The sequence below is a fragment of the Kocuria rhizophila DC2201 genome, assembly GCF_000010285.1.
In the GTDB taxonomy this organism is placed as follows: domain Bacteria; phylum Actinomycetota; class Actinomycetes; order Actinomycetales; family Micrococcaceae; genus Kocuria; species Kocuria rhizophila_A.
Genome location: NC_010617.1, coordinates 283,492 through 304,565 on the forward strand (window position 1 = coordinate 283,492; position 21,074 = coordinate 304,565).

A 21,074-nucleotide genomic window follows, 5' to 3' on the forward strand; every position below is an offset into this window, starting at 1 on the left:
AGGAAGTCTACCTAGGAGTTGGTCTCGTAACTCGGTCGCCTGGCGCGGTCGGCGGAGGGTGATGAGCGTGACGGCGAGCAGGGGGCAGCGGGAGCAAAGTTGCCTCGGTGCGGTCGTAGCGAAGCCCGAGGCGCTTGAACCGCAGCACCCAAGAAATGGTGCGCTCCACGACCCAGCGGTGCCGGCCCGGATGGGTCTTGGCCTCGGTGCCGCGCCGGGCGATCCGAACCTTGATGCCCCGCCGATGCAGGTAGCGGCGGCACCTCGGGTAGTCGTAACCCTTGTCCGCGTGCAGCTTCTCCGGCCGGCGGCGAGGCTGCCCTGGGCGACCACGGCGAACGCGCACTGCCGGATTGGTCTCCAGCAGCGGCTCAAAGAGCTTGCTGTGGTGCGTGTTGGCTGCTGAGGCCAGTACGTGCAGGGGGAGGCCGGTCGCGTTGGTGAGCAGGTGGTATTTCGTCCCCGGCTTCCCTCGGTCGGTGGGGTTCGGGCCGGTCAGCTCGCCCCCCTTGGCCCGTACGGACACCGCGTCAATGCTGGCCCGGCACCAGTCGAGGATCTCCTGCTTGGAGAGCTCCTCGAGCGCGGCCCGGTGCAGCTTCTCCCACACCCCGGCCTCCTGCCACGCGCGCAGCCGGCGCCAGGCGGTGTGACCGGATCTGCACCCCAGTTCCACGGGCAGGTCCCGTCAACGGCACCCGGTGTGGAGTACGAACAGGATCCCCTCCAGGGCCGCCCGGTCCTCGATCCTGGGGCTACCACCGGGCCCTCGAGGCGGTGGCTGGGGAGGGATCAGCGGAGCGATCAGCTCCCACAGACGGTCATCGACCATCCGCGACTGCATCCTCGTCGTCCTGCAGGCACTGTGAACCGTTACCAGGCAGGTGGGCAACGATCGATCAGGTTTTGAGACCAGGTCTACGGTGAAGGAGCGCAGGAATCAGCCCAGCGTCGAGGGCGCATGACAGGCGTTGGAGAGCCGCCTCATCGCCGCCCGGCGTGAGATGGCCATGTTGTGGAAGCTGTCGGCGTCGGCGCACCTGCCGGCCACCAGGGCAGCGGCTTTCGCACCGGCGTTGGCGGCCTTGTTCGTGGGCACCGTCAGCTGCCGACCGGCCAGTGAATGCAGGCCCGCCTCGGCCGCAAGTTTCATCACCGGCGCCAGCCCCGCGGAACCCACGAGAGGGGGGCTCATCCAAGGAAGCTGACAAGGCAGAGCGGGGGAGGGAAAGTGGCATCTGCGAGATGCCTTCTCATCGCGGTGGAACGGAATCTTGGGCAAGTCCCATTCATCCCGGTCAGACAAGCAATTTCGTACAGAATGATGTTCCCCCACCCAGCACAGCGCCTCGGGCCTTCCTCGTCGGGGTGGTCGCGGCGTACGCGATGTAACCGGTGTCGGCAATCCACCCGACGTCTTTGGCGATCTGGGTCCAGCTGCCCGGACCGAGGGGGTCCAGAGGCGTGCCGAGCACCGGGACCGGCATCGAGAAAGCAAAGAGGGTCCGTTCAGCGCGGCGGCGACCCGGATGGTGAGACACTGCACGTGATCTGCGCCGGAGCAGGTCGGGTGGCCGGTGATGGCGCGGTTGCCGGTTGGGGTGTAGGTTCCGTCGACCCGCACGACCCGCACGACCCGCACGACCCGCACGACCCGCACGACCCGCACGACCCGCCCCGGGCGACGTCGGCAGGGTCCGGGGGGGGTACGACGCCGCTCTGACGCTTCCGCAGGCGCGGCGCCTTCGTAGCCCTCTTGCATTGAGTCCGCTATGTGAGATGCGTGCCCGAGATGTGAAACCCGCTGCGGGGCCGCGCGTAGGCTGGTACGCAACACGTGTGCCGGGGCGGGGTCTGGAGTGACGCCCCGTCCCGGCACTGTCTTTCGGGAAGGAACCACAGTGCCGCAGCTGCGTTCAGCAACGTCCACCACGGGCCGCAACATGGCGGGAGCGCGTGCCCTCTGGCGTGCCACCGGCATGGGGAGCGAGGACTTCGGAAAGCCGATCGTGGCGATCGCGAACTCGTTCACGCAGTTCGTCCCGGGCCACGTGCACCTCAAGAACATGGGTGAGCTGGTGGCGTCCGCGGTCCAGGAGGCCGGAGGCGTGGCCAAGGAGTTCAACACCATCGCCGTGGACGACGGCATCGCCATGGGCCACGACGGCATGCTGTACTCCCTGCCCTCCCGGGACATCATCGCCGACTCCGTGGAGTACATGGTCAACGCCCACTGCGCGGACGCCCTGGTGTGCATCTCCAACTGTGACAAGATCACCCCGGGCATGCTCATGGCCGCACTGCGGCTGAACATCCCCGTGGTGTTCGTCTCCGGTGGGCCCATGGAGTCCGGGGAGGGTGTGGAGGGCGTTGTGGAGCACCGCGTGGACCTGGTGGATGCCATGTCCCTGGCCGTGGACGAGTCCGTCACGGACGCGCAGCTCGCGCAGATCGAGGAGAACGCGTGCCCCACGTGCGGCTCGTGCTCCGGGATGTTCACCGCCAACTCCATGAACTGCCTCACCGAGGCACTGGGGCTCTCCCTGCCCGGCAACGGCACCACGCTGGCCACCCATGTCAACCGCAAGCGGCTGTTTCTGGAGGCCGGCCGCCGTGCGGTGGAGTCCGCCAAGAAGTACTACGAGCAGGACGACGAGTCCGTGCTGCCGCGCAGCATCGCCACGAAGGCCGCGTTCGAGAACGCCATGGCTCTGGACATCGCGATGGGCGGCTCCACCAACACCGTGCTGCACATCCTCGCCGCCGCGCAGGAGGCGGAGGTGGACTTCAACCTCTCGGACATCGACGCACTCTCCCGCCAGGTCCCGTGCCTGGCCAAGGTGGCGCCGAACTCCACGACGTTCCACATCGAGCACGTGCACCGCGCCGGCGGCATCCCCGCGATCCTGGGGGAGCTGCGCCGCGGCGGGCTGCTGAACGAGGACGTCCACACCGTGCACTCGCAGACCATGGGCGAGTGGCTGGACGAGTGGGACATCCGCTCGGGCAAGGCATCCGACGCCGCCAAGGAGTTCTTCCTGGCGGCACCGGGCGGCGTGCGCACCACCCAGGCGTTCTCGCAGGCCAACGAGTACGAGGACCACGACGTGGACGCCGCCGGGGGCTGCATCCGCTCCGTGGAGCACGCCTACACGAAGGAGGGCGGGCTGTGCGTGCTCTTCGGCAACATCGCCGAGGACGGCGCCGTCATTAAGACGGCGGGCATCGACCCGGAGCTGTTCCACTTCACGGGCCGGGCGTTCGTGGTGGAGTCCCAGGACGAGGCCGTGCACGAGATCCTCTCCAAGAATGTGAAGGAGGGGGACATCGTGGTGATCGCGTACGAGGGCCCCAAGGGCGGCCCCGGCATGCAGGAGATGCTCTACCCCACCAGCTACCTCAAGGGCCTGGGACTGGGCAAGAAGTGCGCGCTGATCACGGACGGGCGCTTCTCGGGCGGCACGTCCGGGCTGTCCATCGGGCACATCTCCCCGGAGGCCGCCGCGGGTGGCGCGGTGGGCCTGGTCCAGCACGGTGACGAGATCGAGATCGACGTGGAGAACCGCGTGCTGCGCGTCAACGTGGACGACGCCGAGCTCGCGCGCCGTCGCCAGGAAAAGGGGGACGCCCCGTGGAAGCCCACCAAGCCGCGTGAGCGCAGGGTGTCCAAGGCGCTGAAGGCGTACGCCTCCATGGTCACGAGCGCCGACAAGGGCGCCGTGCGCGTCGTGGAGGACTGACCCCTCGCAGCGACCCCGGATGGTCTCGGCCCGGGTGGGAATCGGATAATCTGTGCTGAATTGGTGTGGCAGCACACATTCTTTTCCACCCGGGCCCTCGCGCGACTGGAACAGTCCCACGGCCCGGGCATCCCCGAAGATCCCGGAGTTTTCCATGGAAGCACTGACCGAACTCGTCGGAACGGTGGGCGAGTACGTCTGGTACGTCGTCTTCGCCGTCCTCATCGGCGTGGGCCTGTACCTGACCGTCCGCACCAAGGCCATCCAGCTGCGCGGCATCCCCGAGATGTTCCGGGTGCTCACCGATCCGGCCGGTGAGGAGGACGGGCGCAAGGGCATCTCCTCGTTCCGTGCGTTCACGGTCTCCGCCGCGGCCCGCGTGGGCACGGGCAACATCGCCGGTGTGGCCATCGCCATCACTCTGGGCGGCCCGGGTGCGGTGTTCTGGATGTGGATCATCGCCGCGATCGGCGCGGCCAGCGCGTTCGTGGAGTCCCTGCTGGGCCAGCTCTACAAGGTCAAGACGTCGGACGGCTACGTGGGCGGCCCGGCGTACTACATGGAGCGCGGGCTCAACAAGCGCTGGATGGGCGTGCTCTTCGCGGTCATCATCACCGTGACCTACGGCTTCGTGTTCAACTCCGTGCAGTCCAACTCGATCGTGGACGCCGTGGCCGGCTCCTTCAGCGTGGACGTCACCGAGGGCCAGAACATATGGCTGCGCGTGGTGCTGGGCCTGGCGCTGGTGGTCATCACCGCCCTGGTGATCTTCGGCGGCATCCGCTCCATCTCCGCGGTGACCCAGATCCTCGTGCCCGTGATGGCCGTGCTGTACCTGGTGCTGGGGCTGCTCGTGGTGGTCCTGAACATCACCGAGATCCCCGCCATGTTCGGCATGATCATCCAGGGGGCCTTCGGCATCCGCGAGTTCATCACGGGCGGTCTGATCGGCGTGATCATCCAGGGCATGAAGCGCGGCCTGTTCTCCAACGAGGCCGGCATGGGCTCCGCCCCGAACGCCGGCGCCACCGCGTCCATCTCCCACCCGGCCAAGCAGGGCTTCGTGCAGTCCCTGGGCGTCTTCTTCGACACCATGCTGGTGTGCTCCATCACCGCGTTCATCGTGCTGCTGTCCAACCCCACCTACGGTGACCAGCGCCAGGGCGCGTCCCTCACGCAGACCGCGCTGGGCATGCAGCTCGGCGACTGGGCCGTGCACTTCCTGACCGTGGCGATCTTCCTCTTCGGCTGGTCCTCGGTGATCGGCAACTACTACTACGGCGAGTCCAACATCCGCTTCATGACGCGCTCCCGCGTGACCATGGGCGTCTACCGCTTCGCCGTGCTGGTGTGCGTGTTCATGGGCGCGGTGCTGGCCCTGGACCTCGTGTGGTCGCTCGCGGACCTGTTCATGGCGTTCATGGCCACGCTGAACCTGATTGCGCTGGTCATGCTCGCGGGGGTCGCGGCCAAGGTGCTGCAGAACTACATGGACCAGCGCAAGGCCGGCGTGGAGCCCGTGTTCAAGGCGGGCGACGTCCCCGGCCTCCACGGCCTGTCCGCGTGGGACGGCACGGACACCGTGACCCTGCCGATCTTCTGGGAGCAGCGCACGCAGGAGAAGAACGCCGCCCGCGGCTGAGCCCTCCCGCGGGTGCGCGGCGGATCCGTCCGCACCGGATCACGACGCCGCCCGCTCCCGTTCACGAGGAAACCCCCGGCCGCTGCCGGGGGTTTCCTCGTACCCTGCCCGGCAGCGCGGGCGGGGTGGCCTGCCGGGGCGACCCGGCGGCGTCGTCAGGAGGAGGACTTGTCCTCGCCGAGCTCGCGCTTGACCTGGACCTCCATGGCGCCGGTGAGGGCCTCGTTGTCCGCGGGGGACTCCTCGGTGGCGTCGCGCAGCTGGTTCTCGTTGTACTCGGTGAACTCCTTGCTCTCGTCACCACGCTTGGTCATGAGGGCGCGGATGCGGGTACGGCGCCCGGCCTCGACACCGATGGCCTTGCGGTTGCGGAACCACCACACGAACATGACGACCACCAGGATCATGCCCACGTAGCCGATCACCGGGTAGACCACGCTCATCAGCGTGCCGAAGCCCACCAGGCTGATCACGTAGCCCAGGGCGCAGATGCCCAGGAACACGGGGACGTAGCGCTTGCGGTGGTTGACTGTCATGCGGCGGCCCAGCGCGTAGAACATGCTGATGGTGGTGTTGTAGATCATCAGGAAGGTCACGAGCACCATGGCCAGGGAGGCCACCGGGTGCATGCTCTCGAAGAGCTTGAGCATGGGGACGTCCGCGTCCCCCACGGCGTTGAAGTTCACGAGCAGCGCGAACGCGTTCATCACCAGCAGGATCGTGTAGACCACGCCGCCCAGCAGGCCGCCGCGCCCGGCGTCGCGCGGGTCCAGGGTGTTGCCGCCGATCATCAGGGACATGGACACGCCCAGCATCAGCGCCATGCAGGTGTAGTTGATCGCGGAGAGCCACCACGGGCTCACGGGGGAGTCGGCCTGCACGGCCAGATCGCTCATGGCGCCGAGGTCCACGGGCAGCTGCATGAGGGTGTAGACGAACGCCACGATCACGGCCACGAAGATCACCGGGGTCACGCCGGAGATGATGTTGGTGACCTTGTTGACGTCCAGCAGACCGGTGAGCATCACGATGGCCACCATGATCGCGGAGCCGATCCACGCCGGGAGCCCGAACTGCTGCTCCAGGGTGGAGCCCGCGCCGGCGAGCATCACGATGCCCATGGCCAGCAGGGTGAGGGACACGGAGATGTCCAGGAAGCGGGAGACCACGGGGGCGGAGACGGAGCGGAACACCCTCAGGTGCTCGTCGGCCAGGAAGTAGCTGCCGATGTTGATGATCACCGCTCCCGCCGTGATCATCAGGATGCCCGCCATGACGGCTCCCGCGAGCCCCCAGAGACCGAACGAGACGAAGTACTGGATGACTTCCTGTCCCGTGGCGAAGCCGGCGCCCACCATGAGGCCGATGAAGGCCAGGGCGACTTGGAGGGTTTTCTTGGCGGACACGAGAGCATCTCCTCGAGTGGTGGGTGAATGTCGTGGCGCGCACGCCGCGGCGTGACAACCTGTCGGGCCAAGCATAGAGAGTGCGCCGGAGCCGGATCGCCCGGGCCCCGCGGCGGTGGGATACTCGAGGGCGGACGACGAGTGGAGGGAGTGGCCGTGGTGCAGCAGTGGCAGTCGGATCTGGAGGCCTGGGCGGCGGGGTGGAACGCGGTCGCGCAGGACGCTTCGCCGCGCGAGGTGCGGGCGTGGGACGGCGCCCTGCCCGGTGGGCGCGGTCACGGTGCGGTGCTCGTGTGCGGCCCCGGGCAGGCGGAGGGGGTCCGGGCTGCGGCACGGGCGGCGGGCCGGGAGGTGCTCGCCACCGAGGTGCTGCTGAGCGGTGACGTCCAGGAGCTGGACCGCGGGCTGGACTTGCCCGGGGACGCCGGGATGTTCGACGCCCCCATGGGGGACCACCTGCGCTTCGAGGTGGACGAGTGGGGCTGCCCCGTGGCGCACTCGACCCTCTCCGTGCAGGGGGACGTGGCGTTCATGGGGCCGCTGGTCGCGGGCACCGCCGAGGACCGGGACCCCGCGGAGGTGGTGGACCCGCTGGTGTCCGCGATGGCCAACGAGGCCTTCCTGGCGGACGCGCAGCGGCTCTACACCGTGGTGCCCGAGGAGGACGTTCCCGGGCGTGAGCCCCAGGGGTGGCGGCGCGCGGCCGCGGTGCTGCGGCTCTCCTGAGCGGGTGGCACCACCACAGCGGGCCTGAGCGGGCGTTACCACCAGCGCGCGCCGGAGCAAGCCGCACCAGCAACGCACGCGTGCGGCATGCCCGGGTGCCCCGGGGTGCCGCGTCAGTCCTGCGGGTCCCCGGGCGCCGGGTACCGGTCCGGGAAGCTACGGTGCAGGTTCTCCCGGGCCACCGACGTGAGGTTCTCCAGCGGCAGCCCCGCCGGGCACACCTCCGTGCAGTCGCCCAGCAGGGAGCACGGCCCGAACTCCTGGTCCGCGGCGTCCAGCACCTTGGCGGCGCGCTCGTCGCGCTCCTCGGGGTTCTTGGCCAGCGGCGGCAGGTGCTTGAGCATGGTCCCCACGAACAGCTGCCCGGAACCGTTGGGGCACGCGGCGATGCACGCCCCGCAGCTGATGCAGCCCGCAGTGTTCAGCGCCTTCATGGCCAGCGGGAACTTGGCCTCCTTGGACACCCGACGCAGGGACTTCTTGTCCACGGCCAGGTCCTTCTTGACCGGCAGCGCCCCCGCGCGCATGGGCTCGACGAAGATCTCGTCCCCGTCCCGGTATGCGTTCAGGGACTGCATGCACGAGGCCCTGTTGCGGTCCGGGCCGTGCGGGACACCGTCCACGGTCACGCCGCACTTGCCGCAGATGCCCTCGCGACAGCCGTCGTCGAAGCTCACCGGCTCTTCACCCTGGCGCTCAAGCGTCTCGTTGACGGAGTCCAGCAGCTCGAGGACGCTCATGTCCTCGCGCGCCTGGACGGGGTGGACGGTCTCGAAGCCCCCGGGGGTGTCGGCGTCCGGCTGGCGCCACACATGAACGGTCAGCAGCATCAGCGCACCACCTTTAAGAATACGGCCAGGGGAATACTTGCGTTGCCCACGGCAACGACGGCGCCCGCGGCCTTCGCGGCCACGTCCACCTGGCGCACGCGTTCCGCGGTCCCCGACAGCCCGGTGTCCAGCGCGGCCGTGCGGAGCCCGTGGACCATGTGCCCGGCCAGCGCGGCCATGGAGGCCGTGTAGAACACCGCCACCACGGGCCGGGAGAGGCTGCCCACCAGGTTCCCGTAGGCGTCCCCGTGCTCGAAGGAGCGCGCCGCCGCCGGGCGGGTGCCCGTGGTCAGGTCCAGCACGTGGTAGGTCACGAACAGGCCGAGCACCGCACCCGTGGAGCGCATGGAGCGGGCGATGACCCGGGGGACCGAGCGGCGTCGTCCCCGGGGGCGACGACGGGGTGCGTCGGCCTCGAAGCGGCCCGGGAGGAAGGCGCCGTCGAGCGGCGCGCGGCGGTAGACCTGCGGTCTGCTCGTCGGCATTCCGGCTGACTGCTCGGGCACGCCCCCGGGTCGCCCGGGCAGCGCGAGGTGGGGGCGCCGGTCCACCCCCGTGGCGATCTGCCGGGTGACCTGCCGGACGGTGCTCGTCACGGTGCGACCCTCCCGGCGCATGCTGCGCAGCGTGAGCTCGGTTCCCGCGAGAACGTGCACGCCGGCGCTCGTGAGCAGCCCGATGCGCGCCGCCCACAGCAGCGTGTTCGTGGGCAGGACCGGCGCGCCCGCGTGGCGCAGCAGCAGCGCGTACCGGTTGTACCGCTCCCGGCCCAGGTAGACCTGCATGTTCCCGGCCATGTGCCCCACGGTGAACACACTCAGCACGGTCCCGGAGGCGGCCATCGCGAGTTTCAGGTCCGGGTTCGACGCCGCTCCCAGGGTGGGTGCCCACGCACCCGCGGGTGCCGGGGCGGCGTCGTCGACCCCGTGCGGTGCGGTGGGGGCGGTTGTAGCGCGCGGGGAGCCGGCGGAGCCGGGCGCGGCCGCGCGGTCTCGCTGGGGAGGCGTGGTGGGAGTCATCACCTGCCAATCCTAGGAGTTCGGGCGGGTGGGGGCAGTTCCGGAAGTCACACGCGGTCATTCCCCGTTGCGCGCTGGGTGCGGCAGCCACGCCGGGGCCGCACGACGCCGCTGCGGCGCGTCCCGGGCTCACGTCCCCGTGCGTCGTGGTCGGGGCGGTTGCGCCGTGCGTCCCTTGAGGTGCCGGCCGTGGTGTGTGAGCGTGGAGGCCATGCAGCCCGTATACGACCACCTCGCGGCGGAGTACGAGCGCGCGTTCCCCACCAAGCTCAGGAGTGCATCATGAGCAGCAAGGCCAAGGAATGGGGCGCGCTGGCGGAGCTGTGCCTGGTGCTGGCGGGAGCCCCGCTGGCGGTAATGGCTCCCCACGTGCTGTGGCAGGTCTTCGGGGAGCACCAGGCCACCGGGCCGCTCACCCTGCTGGCGCAGTTCCTGGCCACGTGCGTGGTCCTAGTGGTGCTCATGATGGTGGACACGCTCGTGGACGCCGCGTTCCTGGCCCTGACCCGGAGCCGGGTGGCCACCCAGATCTGCTCCGCCGTCGTGTTCGTGCTGGTGATTGCCGCGCTCTTCTCCGTGTGGGTGCCGTGGTCCGTGGGGCTCGTGCTGGTCAGCGTCGTCTCGGCACTGCTGGTGCTGCTGTTCTCCAAGCTTGTGACCGAGCGGTACCAGGGATTGCTGGAGCGGGACGGCTGAGCGCGGGGCCGTGATGGCTTCGATCTCCAGACAGCGGACCCCGGCCACCAGAGGCGAGTCATAGCAACATCGCGAGCGCCCCGACGGGAGAACATCACGAAGCGGAGCACTGCCCGGAAGTGGGACCGCGCCCAAACCTATGTCGGCTGGGTTGCCATCCTCCTTCTAGGGATCAGCCTGACGGGCAGCGACCTGGGCATCGGGCCGGTCAACGTCTCTCACTCGCCGCGGCTGGGCGGGCTCGTGTTCCTCGTCGCCTTCCTGCAGATCGGCGTGAACATCCGCCGGGATGTGCGGGCGGCACGGCAGGCGGCGTCCCCCTAGATGTACTAACCGGGGACGTTGATCGAAGACTTACGCGAAGAGTTGCCGAGCGGCGCGGCGGGCGAGATCGTCTGTTTGAAGATCGGGGGTAGCGCCTTCGGCTGCAAGGGATGCAAGCCCGTGAACCAGGGACCAGGCCACGTGCGCTGCTTCCGAGGTTGTCAGGTGTGCCCTGCGTTCTGCGGGTATTGATTCGACGCCTGCCATAAGCGCCTCCATCGAGGATGCCCGGGCTGCACTCAACTCACCGTCATCGGCGTGGAGCAGCTCCGGCCTGTGCATCACGGCGTAGTGGCCAGGGTGCTCACGTGCGAACCTGACGTACGCGACTGCTGCCTCGTCGAAGCCACCAGCCGTGGCTGCGGCCACATCGGCGGCAAGCAGGCGCAGACCTTGCGCGGCTAGCGCCGTGAGCAGGCCCCGTCGATCGCCGAAATGATGCGCGGGTGCGCCATGCGAGACCCCGGCCCGACGGGCAAGCTCGCGCAGCGACAGTGAACTGGGTCCAACCTCGTCGATCATCTGCGCCGACTCGTCGAGGAGTGCTCGTCTTAGGTCGCCGTGGTGATATCCGTCGCTCATGACCACACCCTATGAGTTCGATCTAGGCATCGACCAGATCAAAGGCTAGCCTGATCTAGTCATTGTCTAGATAGGGAGTTCCCATGGCACCTTTGCTCGTCCTACTCGTCTTCACAACTCTTGCCCGAGCGGTGGGGGCGCTGGGCGTCGGCTACGTCGCCTCCTGGCCCGCCGCCACGGCTGTGGGGCTGGCTGCCATGTTCATCGTGACCGGCGCCAGCCACTTCTTCCCTGCACGGCGGGCAGGGCTCATCGCCATCGTCCCACCGGCTCTCAAGCATCCCGCCGCGCTGGTCGCACTCACCGGCGTGCTCGAGCTGCTGGGTGCCGTCGCCCTTCTCGTTCCTCCCGAGGCGGGACAGCTGCGCGTGGCAGCAGCGCTCAGTCTGGCCGTGCTGCTGTTCGTGATGTTCCCCGCGAATGTCTACGCGTCACAAGCCCGTAGGTCTGAGCACTCACCCAACACGCCCCTGCCGCAGCGAACGGCGATGCAGTGCGTCTTCATCGCGGCGACACTCTTCGTGGCTCTGGCTTCATGACACGAGGACATCACGCCAACGCCGCTCTCACGCCCCGACACCGACTCAAGGTCGCCCGTCTCGTCGTCGACGACGGCTGGCCGATCAGTGAAGTCGCCGCGCGGTTCCAAGTGTCATGGCCGACCGTGAAGAGATGGGTCGACCGCTACCTGGTCGGCGAGTCCATGCAGGACCGGTCGTCGCGCCCGAGGACTTCGCCGAACAAGACCCCGAAGTCGGTGACGAAGCGCTGCGTGAGCCTTCGAATGCGACTGCGGGAAGGGCCCGTTCAGCTCGCTTCCCGACTCGACATCGCACCGTCCACCGTGCATCGCATCCTCACCACGGCGCGCCTGAACCGGTTGTCCTACGTGGACCGCGCCACCGGTGAGCCCGTCCGCCGGTACGAGCACCCTCACCCCGGGTCGCTGGTTCACGTGGACGTGAAGAAGGTCGGGAACATCCCTGACGGTGGCGGTTGGCGGTACGTCGGCCGCCGCCAAGGCGAGAAGAACCGCGCCGCCACGCCAGGCAAGCCGCGCAACCAGTACGGCGGCCCGAAACTCGGGTACGCGTTCGTCCACACCGTCATCGACGACCACTCCCGCGTCGCATACACCGAGGTCCACGACGACGAGACCGCCGTCACTGCCGTCGCCGTCCTTCGCCGGGCGGTGCAGTGGTTCGCCGGCCATGGCGTCACCATCGAGCGGGTGCTGTCGGACAACGGTGGGGCGTACCGCTCGCACCTGTGGCGCGACACCTGCCATGGCCTGTCGATCACGCCGAAACGGACCTGCCCGTACCGCCCGCAGACCAATGGGAAGGTGGAGCGCTTCCACCGGACGATGGCCGACGGGTGGGCCTACGCCCGCTGCTACACCAGCGAGCAAGAACGCCGCGACGCGCTCGAGCCGTGGCTGGGGCACTACAACGAAGTGCGACCGCATACCGCGTGCGGTAACCAGCCGCCACTCACCAAACTCAGAGCGGCTGGCTACTCTTCGGTGGCTTCGACGCCCACGCCGGGCGGCTCCTCGGTGAAGAACTCGGGGTCCGAGTAGGGAAGGATCGTCCAGTGGAGATCCTCCGCCGAGTCGATCCGGCTAGGAACGGAGGCGTCTTGTTGGCGGGTGTGGTCCTGGATCAGATGCATCTGAACTACCTTGGCCGCTCGACGAATCTGCTCCACGATCCCCCCGGCGGGTATGTCCAGCGGCGAGGAGATCCGGTCGGCTGCACGGTCGACATAGAAGCCAGCCTGCTTGTCGAGGTTCCGCTGCCGCGCCAACCCATGGAACGTCTCCAAGTCCGGCAACTGGTAGTACTCGATCCGACGGTCTGGGTCCCAGAAGCCACCCAGACCTGACGCAAACTGCTCCGCCACCTGCAGCTTTTCTGCATGTGGTGCGCGGGTGGTGCGTAGGCCGTCCGGAACCCGAACCAGGCCAGGTTCGTGAGGCTGCACCCCGTAGAGGCTCAAAGGTGCACTCCACTCCCACTCGGCGGCCTCGTAAAGCCAGCGTGCCTTCGCCACTTCCTCCATCGCGAGCACCAGGAGCGCCTGAGCCCGGCCGGCACTGCCCCGGTCCGCCAGGGCGTGGGCATCCTCCACAAGCGCCACCGCGTTCGCCATCAGGGACTTCCACCATCGGCGCGCGAAGTCTGCGCTGACCTCTTCAACCTGCGGCTCGCCCATGCAGCGAGTATCTCGCGTCACCGGCCGATCCTCGATCAACGTCTCCGGTCAGTACACCTAGACGTTCCCGTCGGCACCAGGGGCAGGGATGCTTCCCCTCATTCCCCCGTGACCCCGTCGAGCGCCTCGCGCAACAGGTCCGCGTGGCCGCAGTGGCGGGCGTACTCCTCGATCATGTGGGTGATCACCCAGCGCGCGCTCGTGCCTCCGCCGACGGGCCGTTCCACCGGGGCGTCCAGCGGGTTGGCGTGCTCCGCGGCGAAGAGGACCCACCGCTGCCGGGACGTCTCCACGGCGGAGGCCCAGAGGGCCCGCAGCTGCGTCGCGTCGTCGTCGGGGGCCGAGTTCCAGTCCCAGTCGGGGTCCTGCTGCCACTCCACGGCATCCCACGGTGAGCACGGTTCACCCCCGCTGAGCACGTGGCAGAACCAGTGGTCCTCCACGTAGGCGAGGTGTTTGACCATCCCGCCCAGCGTCATGGTGGTGGGCAGCGGAGTGCTGTGCAGCTGTTCCGTGCTCAGTCCCTCCGTCTTCCAGCGGATCGTCGCGCGCAGGAAGTCCAGGAACCCGAACAGGCTGGTGGTCTCGTCCCCGTGCTGGGGCGGTTCCGGGCGGCCGTGCTCGTCCATGGTGAGTGATGTCATGCGGCTCACACTAGGTCTCGCGGCACCCGACCCCCGTGCGCCACACCGGCGGACGCCGCCGCCGGGTCCCGTCCGTCTCGTCGGCCGCGCCAGCCCCGCGGCGTCGCGGTGCGCAGGGGCGGGGTCTGGGCCGCCGGGCGCAGATGTTACTCCCGAGTTGAAATGGTCCCGCGAGCCGGTGTTCTCCCGGTGTGACGCGGCCTACAGTGACAGTGCAGCCCACATGTGAAGTGCACATCCGAACACGCTGCAAAGGAGTCAGCCATGAAGGTCTTCGGTCACGCAGAGCCCGGTGCCCCGGCGGAGGAGATGGACATCGAGCGTCCCGCGCTGGAGGGCACGGACGTCCTGGTCCGGGTCACGAACTCGGGAGTGTGCCACTCGGACGTCCACTGCCAGGACGGGTACTTCGACCTCGGCGACGCCGGACGCCACGAGCTCACCGCCGCGGGGGCCCAGTACCCCGTGGTGCTCGGCCACGAGATCGTGGGGGAGGTGGTGGCCACCGGTCCGGACGCCACCGTGCAACCCGGTGACACCAAGTACATCGTCTACCCGTGGATCGGGTGCGGCGAGTGCCAGGCGTGCCAGGAGGACCGGGAGAACTACTGCAGCGGGAAGAAGCGCAACCTCTCGGTGCAGCTGGACGGCGGCTACGCCGAGGAGGTTCACGTCCCGGGAGAGCGCTACCTGATCCCGCTGGGCGACATCGACCCGTCCTTCGGTGCCACGCTCGCGTGCTCCGGGCTGACCTCGTACTCCGCGGTGCAGAAGATCATGCCGGTTCCCGCGGACAAGCCCGTGGCCGTGATCGGCGCCGGCGGCGTGGGACTCATGACCATCGCCGTCCTCAAGGCCCTGGGCCACGAGAACATCGTGGCCGTGGACATGAGCGAGGCCGCGCTGCGCAACGCCACCGCGGTGGGCGCCTCCGCGACCGTCACCGTGGGCGGGGAGAACCTGGTCAAGGACATCGTCGCGGCCGGCGGGGAGAAGATCGCCGCGGCAATTGACCTGGTCAACAACGGGGACACCTCCAGCGCCGCGCTGTTCGCCATGGCCAACGGCGGCACCCTGGTGAGCGTGGGGCTGTTCGGTGGTCAGTACTCGTTCCCCACCGCGCTCGCGGCGTTCAACCTGCTGAACATCCGCGGCAACTTCGTGGGCAGCCTCCCGGAGCTCAAAGAGCTCGTGAAGCTCGCCCAGGACGTGGAGCTGCCCCGGCCGCCCATCATGGAGGTCCCGCTCAGCGCCGAGCAGGTCAACGCGTCCCTGGACGGCCTGCGCAACCGCACGCTCAACGGCCGCGCGGTGCTCGTGGCGGACTGACCCCGCACCGGGTCCTGGACCCACCGCGCACGACGACGCCGTCGCCGCCCCGATCTCACGGGCCGGCGACGGCGTTCGTGCACCCGGGCGCACAACGCGCACGCGGGCACACCCCCAGCGCGGCCCGCCCCCCCCCATGCCGCACCCGGGCCGCCCGACTCCGTGTGGACAGCACGGAGTCGGGCGACGCCGAGGGGACGGACGGTGCCCACCCGGCCGTGCGGCGTCGTCGTCGGAAGCGCTCAGAGCAGGCCGGAAGTAAGGCGGCAGACGTTCTCCACGAACTTGCGTCCCAGGGACCGCTTCTCCCAGGCGTCGAGGTCCAGGCGCGTGGAGTGCGCGGTGAACTGCTCCACGATCCGCTCCATCCGCTCGCGGAACCCGTGGTCCACGATCATCACGGAGACCTCGAGGTCCAGGGCGAACGAGCGCTCGTCCATGTTGGAGGAGCCGATCACCGAGACGATGTCGTCCACCAGCACGAACTTGGCGTGCAGCACCGTGGGGGAGCTGTAGCGGTGGATCTCCACCCCGGCGCGCGCGAGCTCCGAGTAGTAGGAGTTCTGGGCGTGCTGCGCGAGGAACTGGTCCGAGGTCTCACCCACGAACAGTTGGATCCGCACCCCCGCCTGGGCCTCCGTAGTGAGCGCGTGCAGCAGGGACTCGTCCGGCACGAAGTACGGGCTGGAGATCACCACGCGGTGGTTGGCGTTGTAGATCAGGTGGTTGAACAGCCGCAGGTTGTTCTCGGTCTCGAACCCGGGCCCGGAGGGCACCACCTGCGCGAACATGGGCCCGGAGGCCTGTTCGAGGGCGGCGGGGGACTCGTCCAGCAGCAGGTCGTCGGTCTCCGAGTACCAGTCCGAGACGAACACCGCGTTGAGCTCCGTGACCACGGCGCCGGTGCCCCGGATCATGAGGTCCTTCCACTGCCGGCCCTTCCGCACGTTCTTCGCCTTGTTGTACGAGCGGTGGATGATGTTCTGCGACCCGGTGTAGGCCACCTGCCCGTCCACCACCAGGATCTTGCGGTGGTTGCGCAGGTCCGGGCGCTGCCACTCACCGCGCCACGGCCGGACGGGGAGCATCCGCCGCCACGGCACCCCGGAGCGGTCGAACTCGCGCACCAGCTCCGCGTAGCCGGGGTAGCCCAGGGACCCCACGTGGTCGATGAGGATGCGCACCCGCACACCGCGCTCGTGGGCACGGATCAGGGCGTTGAGCAGGTCCCGGGAGACGTGGTCCACGGCCACGATGTAGAACTCGAAGTGCACGTAGTCCGTGGCGGCGTCCACCTCCGCGGCCATCCGGGCCATGGCGAGGTGGTTGTCCGGGAGGATCTCGAAGTCGTTGCCGCCCACCATGGGAAGCGCCCCGAGGTTCTGGTTGAGCTCCGCGGTGGTGCGCACCCACTCCGGGTACCGGTCGAACTCTGGGCCCGGGGTCACGCCCTCGGGGGTGTTCTCCTGGATCACGTGGTTCATCCGGGCCTGCTTGGCCATCCGGGCCCGGGGCAGGCGGCTGGAGCCGATCACCACGAACAGCACGATGCCCGCGTACGGCACCAGGAAGATGCCCAGCAGCCACGCGAGCGCCACGGAGGGCCGCCTCTGGTGGGGGATCCAACCCAGCGCCACGAGCTTCAGCAGCAGGTCCAGTGCGACCAGCGCCAGCCGGATCCACTCCGGGACGGTGTCCGCCGGGAGCAGGTCGAAGGGTATCCAGGGATTCATGGCAGCGTCTCGTCAGGGGCGGGGCAGACGGTACGAGATCTCAGAATCCGCGCAGTGGCGTCGCACGAAGCCGCGGCCCACCAGCAGCCGGTGGGCGGGTGCCATGTCCTCGGGCACGGCGGCGCACACGGCCCGGACGCCCGGGACTTCGAAGGCCCGCTCCACGAGGGCGTCCAACGCCTCACCGGCCGGGCCCCGGCGGTGCGTCCCCGGCACCAGGGAACTCTCCATCTCGAACTCCCCGTCCATGACGGGGCCCGTGAAGTCGGCGGTGCCCGCCGCCTGCCCCGAGGCGCGCTCCACCACGGCCAGGCACGTGTGCTCGGACTCCGTGACGAAGCGCTCCCCGGCCTCGATCGCACTGCGCGCCCAGACCGTGTTCTCCACGGAGGAGAAGCCCCACGCGAAGTGGGTCATGGTGGGGGCGTCCGCGGCTGTCTCCAGCTCGTCACGCGTGAACGGACGCAGCTCCATGTGATCGGCGTGCAACGGCTGCGGGGGTTTCGGTTGCGACAGTGGCTCCGGCATGGTGCGGCCCTTCCGTGGTCTCTCGTCCTGTCGTCTTGCGGTGGTCTCCCTGTCCTCAGCCGAAGTGGCGAGGCAGCGTGGACTCGTGGGCGCTGCGCAGCTCCTTCAGGCCCACCGCGAACTCGCCCTGGAAGTCCAGGGAGCCGCTCTCGGTGTCCACCACGCCGATCCTCGCGAACGGGTAGTTGCGCACGGTGCACATGTCCCGGAAGCGCACCTCCTCGGAGCGTGGCACGGCCACGACGGCGCGCGCCTGGGTCTCCGAGAACAGCAGCGTGAACAGGTCCAGGCCGTCCCGCTCGGCCACCTCGCCGAGGCCGATCCGGGCACCCACGCCGAAGCGCAGGGCCATCTCGGCGAGCGTGGCGGCGAGCCCGCCCTCGGCGACGTCGTGCGCGGCGTCGATCATGCCGTCCCGGGACATGTTGATCAGCATGTCCGCGAGCACGCGCTCACGCTCCAGGTCCACGCGCGGGGGTGTGCCGCCCAGGTGGCCGCGCACGCGCGCCCACTCGGAGCCGTCCAGCTCGTCCGCGGTCTCGCCCATGAGGTAGATCGCCTGGCCGTCCTCGCGCCAGCCCGAGGGGGTGCGGCGCGTGACGTCGTCGAACACGCCCATCATGGCCACCACCGGGGTGGGGTTGATGGCCACGCCGCCGGTCTGGTTGTAGAGGGACACGTTGCCGCCCGTGACGGGCACACCGATGGCCTGGCAGCCGTCCGCGAGACCGCGCACGGCCTCCGCGAACTGCCACATCACCTCCGGGTCCTCGGGGGAGCCGAAGTTCAGGCAGTCGGAGACCGCCACGGGGCGGGCGCCCGCGGTGGCCACGTTGCGGTACGCCTGGGCGAGTGCCAACTGGGCGCCGTGGTACGGGTCCAGGCGGGTGTAGCGACCGTTGGAATCGGTGGACAGGGCCACGCCCAGGTTGCTGCGCTCGTCCACGCGGACCACGCCGGCGTCGTCGGGCATGGCCATGGCCGTGTTGCCCTGCACGTAGCGGTCGTACTGGCTGGTGACCCACTCCTTGGAGCACAGGTTGGGGGAGGCCATCAGCTCGAGCAGCGCCGGGCCGAGCCCCGCCCCGGAGGGGCGCGCGGCGTCCTCCGGGGACCCCGTGAAGTGCGCCGCCTGCAGCGCGTCCTGGGTCTCCGGGCGGGCGTAGGGGCGCTCGTAGACGGGGCCGTCGTGGGCCACGGTGCGCGGATCCACGTCCACGATCACCTCGCCCCGGTAGTCGATCACCAGCCTGCCGGTGTCCGTGACCTCGCCGATCCACGAGTACTCCACGTCCCACTTGGCCATGACCGCCTCGAAGGCCTCGACCTTCTCCGGGGTGACCACGGCCATCATCCGCTCCTGGGACTCGGACATCAGGATCTCACCCGGGGTCAGCGAGGGGTCCCGCAGCAGCACCTCGTCCAGGTTCACCCGCATCCCGCCGTCCCCGTTGGAGGCCAGCTCGGAGGTGGCGCAGGAGATCCCCGCCGCCCCGAGGTCTTGGATGCCCTCCACCAGGGAGTTGGCGAACAGCTCCAGGCAGCACTCGATGAGCACCTTCTCCGCGAACGGGTCACCCACCTGCACCGCGGGGCGCTTGGAGGGCTTGGAGTCGTCGAAGGACTCGGAGGCCAGCACGGACGCACCGCCGATGCCGTCACCGCCGGTGCGCGCCCCGAAGAGCACCACCCTGTTGCCCGTGCCGGAGGCGTTGGCCAGGCGGATGTCCTCGTGGCGCATCACGCCCACGGCCAGCGCGTTGACCAGCGGGTTGCCCTGGTAGCAGGGGTCGAACTCCACCTCGCCTCCGATGTTCGGCAGCCCCAGCGAGTTGCCGTAGCCGCCCACGCCGGCCACGATCCCGTGCACCACGCGCTGGGTGTCCGGGTGGTCGATCGCGCCGAAGCGCAGCGGGTCCATCACGGCCACGGGGCGGGCGCCCATGGAGATGATGTCCCGCACGATCCCGCCCACGCCCGTGGCCGCACCCTGGTACGGCTCCACGTAGGAGGGGTGGTTGTGGGACTCGATCTTGAACGTCACGGCCCAGCCGTCCCCGATGTCCGTGACACCGGCGTTCTCCCCGATGCCCACCATGAGGTTCCGGCGCATCTCCTCCGTCACCTTGTCCCCGAACTGCTTCAGGTGCACCTTGGAGGACTTGTAGGAGCAGTGCTCGGACCACATCACGGAGTACATGGCGAGCTCGGCGGCGGTGGGGCGGCGGCCCAGGATCTCCTGGATCCGCCCGAACTCGGTCTCGCTGAGCCCCAGTTCCGCCCAGGGCAGCTCGGTGTCCGGGGTGGCGGCGGCGTGCTCGACGGTGTCCAGGTTGAAGTGCGTTTCACTCATGACGTCTGCGGGTCCCTTACGTGTCCGGGGTGGGAGGTGTGGTGCGGTCGCGCCGGTGCCCGGCGGGCGGGAGCGTGGCGGGGCTGCGCGTGCGAGCCGGAGCGGACGACGCCGCACGGGGCCTCCCGCGCGGCGCGGCGCCTCAGCGGGTCAGGTGCTCGAGGACGGAGAGGAACACGTCCAGCCCGTCCGTGCCCTCGCGCATGCCCACGGTCCCGGCGCCGGAGAGGTCCGCGCCGAAACCGGGTTCCACGGCGTGCTCGGGGTGCGGCATGAGCCCCACCACGTTGCCCCGCGCGTTGGTGATCCCGGCGATGTCGTTGCGGGAGCCGTTGGGGTTGCCGCCCGTGTAGCGGAACGCCACGCGGTGCTCGGCCTCGAGCTCGTCCAGGGTGCGCTGGTCCGCCACGTACTGCCCGTCCTGGTTCTTCAGCGGCACCACGATCTCCTGGCCCGGGGTGAAGCGCCCGGTCCAGGCGGTGTCCGTGGTCTCCACGCGCAGGTGCTGGTCCCGGCAGATGAACTTCAGCTGCTCGTTCTTGATCATGGACCCGGGCAGCAGGTGCGCCTCTGTGAGCACCTGGAAGCCGTTGCAGATCCCGAGCACGGGCATGGCGCCGTCCGCGCTCGCGGCGTCCACGATCCGGTCCATGAGCGGGGCGAAGCGTGCGATCGCACCCGCCCGGAGGTAGTCGCCGTAGGAGAAGCCGCCGGGCAGGACCACGGCGTCCACGCCCTGCAGGTCCTCGTCCGCGTACCACAGCGGCACGGCGGTGCCGCCGGCGATCTCCACGGCGCGGGCGGCGTCGCGGTCGTCCAGGGTGCCGGGGAAGGTCACCACGCCCACGCGCACGTCCGCGAGGCGGGAGTCCGGGGCGGGCTGGGAGAGGTCCGCCACCAGGGGCGTCTGCTCGGGGCTCAGGTCCTGGGCCACGCTCAGTGCTCCTCGGGCAGTGCGCTGACGTTGACCACGTCCTCGATCACCGGGTTGGAGAGCAGCTTCTCCGCAGCCTCGCGGGCCTGCGCGAGCACCTGCTCGGTGGCCTCGCCGTCCACGGTGAGCTCGAAGCGGCGGCCCTGGCGGACCTCGGTGAAGCCGCTGAGCCCGATCCGGGGCAGCTCGTTGGCAATCGCCTTGCCCTGCGGGTCGAGGATCTCCGGCTTGGGCATGACGTCGACGACGATTCGGGCCATGGAACGCTCCTTGCTGCGGTGGGGTGTGCGCCGCGCGGAGCCGGTGCCGTCTCACGCCGGGCGCATCCGGGACGGATCCCCGGGCGACGACGACGCTCCGCGAGCTTGCGC

General features: G+C 69.4%; 19 protein-coding genes and 1 pseudogene. 7 read left to right on the forward strand and 13 right to left on the reverse strand.

The window, feature by feature from the left end; genetic code table 11:
* Nucleotides 1-48: 48 nt before the first annotated feature.
* Both KRH_RS11970 and KRH_RS01225 read right to left on the reverse strand, forming a co-directional pair.
* Nucleotides 49-844 (reverse strand): annotated as a pseudogene (locus KRH_RS11970) (IS5 family transposase); the annotation flags it as partial.
* 96 nt (nucleotides 845-940) lie between these two features.
* On the reverse strand, nucleotides 941-1,195 hold the full coding sequence (locus KRH_RS01225; RefSeq protein WP_012397329.1) for a hypothetical protein: 255 nt from the start codon (nucleotides 1,193-1,195) through the stop codon (nucleotides 941-943).
* A gap of 706 nt (nucleotides 1,196-1,901) precedes the next feature.
* Between KRH_RS01225 and ilvD the strand changes: the two genes are divergently transcribed.
* On the forward strand, nucleotides 1,902-3,740 hold the full coding sequence (gene ilvD / locus KRH_RS01230) for a dihydroxy-acid dehydratase (RefSeq protein WP_012397330.1): 1,839 nt from the start codon (nucleotides 1,902-1,904) through the stop codon (nucleotides 3,738-3,740).
* Nucleotides 3,741-3,894: 154 nt separating this feature from the next.
* Nucleotides 3,895-5,382 carry an alanine/glycine:cation symporter family protein gene (locus tag KRH_RS01235; RefSeq protein WP_012397331.1) on the forward strand — a complete coding sequence of 496 codons (1,488 nt, stop codon included), beginning with the start codon at nucleotides 3,895-3,897 and terminating at the stop codon, nucleotides 5,380-5,382.
* A gap of 155 nt (nucleotides 5,383-5,537) precedes the next feature.
* Here KRH_RS01235 and KRH_RS01240 read toward each other — a convergent pair whose 3' ends face one another.
* Nucleotides 5,538-6,788 (reverse strand): YkvI family membrane protein, encoded by a 1,251-nt coding sequence (locus tag KRH_RS01240; RefSeq protein ID WP_012397332.1) that lies wholly within the window; start codon nucleotides 6,786-6,788, stop codon nucleotides 5,538-5,540.
* A 156-nt stretch (nucleotides 6,789-6,944) separates the two neighbouring features.
* Between KRH_RS01240 and KRH_RS12745 the strand changes: the two genes are divergently transcribed.
* Nucleotides 6,945-7,514 carry a hypothetical protein gene (locus KRH_RS12745; protein WP_126341227.1) on the forward strand — a complete coding sequence of 190 codons (570 nt, stop codon included), beginning with the start codon at nucleotides 6,945-6,947 and terminating at the stop codon, nucleotides 7,512-7,514.
* Nucleotides 7,515-7,627: 113 nt separating this feature from the next.
* Here the strand turns inward: KRH_RS12745 and KRH_RS01250 are convergent, their stop codons facing one another.
* On the reverse strand, nucleotides 7,628-8,344 hold the full coding sequence (locus tag KRH_RS01250; RefSeq protein ID WP_012397334.1) for a succinate dehydrogenase/fumarate reductase iron-sulfur subunit: 717 nt from the start codon (nucleotides 8,342-8,344) through the stop codon (nucleotides 7,628-7,630).
* Nucleotides 8,344-9,363: a hypothetical protein gene (locus KRH_RS01255; protein WP_012397335.1), complete on the reverse strand. Its 1,020-nt coding sequence runs from the start codon at nucleotides 9,361-9,363 to the stop codon at nucleotides 8,344-8,346. Before KRH_RS01255 ends, KRH_RS01250 begins: the two co-directional genes overlap by 1 nt.
* Nucleotides 9,364-9,645: 282 nt before the next feature.
* Here KRH_RS01255 and KRH_RS01260 point away from each other — a divergent pair, with 282 nt between their 5' ends.
* Entirely contained in the window at nucleotides 9,646-10,059 is a 414-nt protein-coding gene (locus KRH_RS01260) for a hypothetical protein (RefSeq protein WP_012397336.1), read from the forward strand.
* Between the two features lie 354 nt (nucleotides 10,060-10,413).
* Here KRH_RS01260 and KRH_RS11975 read toward each other — a convergent pair whose 3' ends face one another.
* Nucleotides 10,414-10,965: a TetR/AcrR family transcriptional regulator gene (locus KRH_RS11975; RefSeq protein WP_012397337.1), complete on the reverse strand. Its 552-nt coding sequence runs from the start codon at nucleotides 10,963-10,965 to the stop codon at nucleotides 10,414-10,416.
* An 83-nt stretch (nucleotides 10,966-11,048) separates the two neighbouring features.
* Here KRH_RS11975 and KRH_RS01265 point away from each other — a divergent pair, with 83 nt between their 5' ends.
* On the forward strand, nucleotides 11,049-11,504 hold the full coding sequence (locus KRH_RS01265; protein WP_012397338.1) for a DoxX family protein: 456 nt from the start codon (nucleotides 11,049-11,051) through the stop codon (nucleotides 11,502-11,504).
* A complete protein-coding gene (locus tag KRH_RS01270; RefSeq protein ID WP_012397339.1) occupies nucleotides 11,501-12,547 on the forward strand; it encodes an IS481-like element ISKrh1 family transposase in 1,047 nt (348 codons plus the stop codon). Before KRH_RS01265 ends, KRH_RS01270 begins: the two co-directional genes overlap by 4 nt.
* Here the strand turns inward: KRH_RS01270 and KRH_RS01275 are convergent.
* Both KRH_RS01275 and KRH_RS01280 read right to left on the reverse strand, forming a co-directional pair.
* Complete coding sequence (locus tag KRH_RS01275) at nucleotides 12,481-13,182, reverse strand: AbiV family abortive infection protein (protein ID WP_040364787.1); 702 nt, start codon at nucleotides 13,180-13,182, stop codon at nucleotides 12,481-12,483. The genes KRH_RS01270 and KRH_RS01275 overlap by 67 nt on opposite strands.
* A 98-nt stretch (nucleotides 13,183-13,280) precedes the next feature.
* Nucleotides 13,281-13,835, reverse strand: a complete 555-nt coding sequence (locus KRH_RS01280; protein WP_012397341.1) for a DinB family protein — start codon at nucleotides 13,833-13,835, stop codon at nucleotides 13,281-13,283.
* Between the two features lie 255 nt (nucleotides 13,836-14,090).
* Here KRH_RS01280 and KRH_RS01285 point away from each other — a divergent pair, with 255 nt between their 5' ends.
* Entirely contained in the window at nucleotides 14,091-15,155 is a 1,065-nt protein-coding gene (locus KRH_RS01285; protein ID WP_012397342.1) for an alcohol dehydrogenase, read from the forward strand.
* A gap of 242 nt (nucleotides 15,156-15,397) precedes the next feature.
* Here KRH_RS01285 and cls read toward each other — a convergent pair whose 3' ends face one another.
* The 5 genes from cls to purS all read right to left on the reverse strand — a co-directional run bounded on the left by cls (nucleotide 15,398) and on the right by purS (nucleotide 20,963).
* On the reverse strand, nucleotides 15,398-16,888 hold the full coding sequence (gene cls / locus KRH_RS01290) for a cardiolipin synthase (RefSeq protein WP_012397343.1): 1,491 nt from the start codon (nucleotides 16,886-16,888) through the stop codon (nucleotides 15,398-15,400).
* A 12-nt stretch (nucleotides 16,889-16,900) separates the two neighbouring features.
* Nucleotides 16,901-17,362 carry a GNAT family N-acetyltransferase gene (locus KRH_RS01295; protein ID WP_041297263.1) on the reverse strand — a complete coding sequence of 154 codons (462 nt, stop codon included), beginning with the start codon at nucleotides 17,360-17,362 and terminating at the stop codon, nucleotides 16,901-16,903.
* 109 nt (nucleotides 17,363-17,471) lie between these two features.
* The gene (purL, locus tag KRH_RS01300; protein WP_012397345.1) at nucleotides 17,472-19,769 is read right to left on the reverse strand and encodes a phosphoribosylformylglycinamidine synthase subunit PurL; all 2,298 of its coding nucleotides are present in this window, start codon (nucleotides 19,767-19,769) and stop codon (nucleotides 17,472-17,474) included.
* A gap of 142 nt (nucleotides 19,770-19,911) precedes the next feature.
* Entirely contained in the window at nucleotides 19,912-20,703 is a 792-nt protein-coding gene (purQ, locus tag KRH_RS01305; protein ID WP_041297264.1) for a phosphoribosylformylglycinamidine synthase subunit PurQ, read from the reverse strand.
* Nucleotides 20,704-20,705: 2 nt separating this feature from the next.
* A complete protein-coding gene (gene purS, locus KRH_RS01310; RefSeq protein ID WP_012397347.1) occupies nucleotides 20,706-20,963 on the reverse strand; it encodes a phosphoribosylformylglycinamidine synthase subunit PurS in 258 nt (85 codons plus the stop codon).
* Between the last annotated feature and the right edge of the window lie 111 nt (nucleotides 20,964-21,074).